Source organism: Kitasatospora putterlickiae (assembly GCF_039527695.1).
Taxonomy (GTDB): domain Bacteria; phylum Actinomycetota; class Actinomycetes; order Streptomycetales; family Streptomycetaceae; genus Kitasatospora; species Kitasatospora putterlickiae.
In genome coordinates this window covers 84,593-86,281 of sequence record NZ_BAAAKJ010000131.1, presented here as the reverse complement: position 1 = coordinate 86,281, position 1,689 = coordinate 84,593, and the positions used below count along the sequence as shown (strand labels likewise).

At 76.3% G+C, this 1,689-nt stretch carries 1 protein-coding gene; it reads right to left on the bottom strand.

The features are described 5' to 3' along the window. Positions 1–6: 6 nt before the first annotated feature. Positions 7–1,656 (bottom strand): beta-N-acetylhexosaminidase, encoded by a 1,650-nt coding sequence (locus tag ABD308_RS13900; RefSeq protein WP_344333293.1) that lies wholly within the window; start codon positions 1,654–1,656, stop codon positions 7–9. Between the last annotated feature and the right edge of the window lie 33 nt (positions 1,657–1,689).

Genomic DNA, 1,689 nt, shown 5'->3' with positions numbered 1-1,689 from the left:
GCCCGGCTACGCCCAGTCGACGGACGGCGCGGGGAACCAGGTGTGGCCGTGGCGGCGCCAGGCGGGCGCCTGGGCGGCGAGACGGGCGCGCAGGTCCTCCCAGTCACGGGCCGGGCCCGCCGTCCAGGCGCGCTCGGCCAGGCCGGGAAGCCGGGGCAGCAGGAGGAACGACAGGTCGTCGGCGTCGTCGACGCTCTCGCACCAGACGGCGGCCTCGAACCCGGCGACGGCGAAGCCGGGATCGTCGTCGATGCCGGTGATCGGCGCGGTGCAGGCGTCGCGCACCGTGTGCGGGGGGTAGACCGGGTGGCCGAGCCGCAGGCGGCGCTCCTCGGCCGCGCCGTCGACGGCCTCGGCGTAGCGCCGGTCGAGGTAGGCGCGGCCCCGGGCGGACAGGACGACGGTCGCACGCTGCTCGCCCATCCGGAGGGCGTCCGCGGCGGATTCCCGTTCGGACTCCAGGATCAGGCCGACGACCTGCGGCGGGAGCATCGAGAGGACCGGGTGCGCGGGGTCCGGCGCCAGTTCCGGGTCGATCCACAGCTGCACCACCTCGCCGGGGGCGCCGGGCGCGCGGACGGTCTCCTGCCAGCCGATCGGCTCCTTGCCGTGCGCGCGGACGCGTTCCCGGACGCGGGCCACGAAGTCCTGGTGATCGCCCGCCGGCATGCCGAAGGCCTCGTCGCCGCCGATGTGGACGAACCGTCCGGGCGTCAGCGCGGCGACCTCGGCGAGCACGTCGTCGACGAAGCTCCACACCTCGGGGCGGCCGGGCTCCAGCCACATCGGCCGGAAGTCCCCGGCGAGGAACCGCGCGAGCCGTTCCTCGGCCGAGCGCGGCAGGGAGGCGGTGTCCTGCGAGGTCAGCTCGGGGCAGGCGGTGATCGCGGCGGTGCTGTGGCCGGGCATGTCGATCTCGGGCACGACGGTGATGAACCGCGCCGCCGCGTACGCGACGAGTTCGCGGTACCGCGCCTGGGTGAAGTAGTCCTCCGGGTCCATGTCGCGGGTGAGTTCGGGCCGGGCGGTGATCTCCAGGCGCCAGGCCTGGTCGTCGGTCAGGTGGAGGTGCAGCACGTTGAGCTTGTAGCGGTCGAGCAGGTCGATCACCCGCCGCACCTCGGCGGCCGAGAACGCCGTGCGCACGACGTCGAGGGACAGGCCGCGCCAGGCGAGGGCCGGGCCGTCGGCGGCGTCGATCGCGGGCAGTTCGACGCCCGCGGCCGTGGCGGGGAGCTGTTCGGCGAGGGCGACCAGCGTGCCGAGCCCCCGGTGGACGCCGGTCGGCGAGGCGCCCGTCACCCGGACCCCCTCGGGTCCGACGGTGAGGGTGTGGCGCTCGGCGCCGAGGTCGTCGCCGAGCGCGGAGAGCCCGCGGGCCACGGGGACCGCGGTGACGCCCGGGTGGGCGGCGTCCACGGTGAGCAGGACCGCCCCGGGCCCGGCCGTGCCGGTGCGGGGCCGGCCGAGTTCCAGGCCGGTCTCGGCGGCGAGGCGCTCGACGAAGAGCGCGGCGGGCCCGAGAAGGTCCTCGGTCGCGACGACCACGGGTGTGCCGGGGCGCAGGACGAACGTTCCTTCGCCCCGGGTGACCGAGCGGGGAACGGGGAGGATGCGGCGCAGCGCGGCCTCGGCCGGTGCGGGCACGGCGGTCATGGCGGTCTCCTTCTTTCGGTGCGGTCCGCTCCG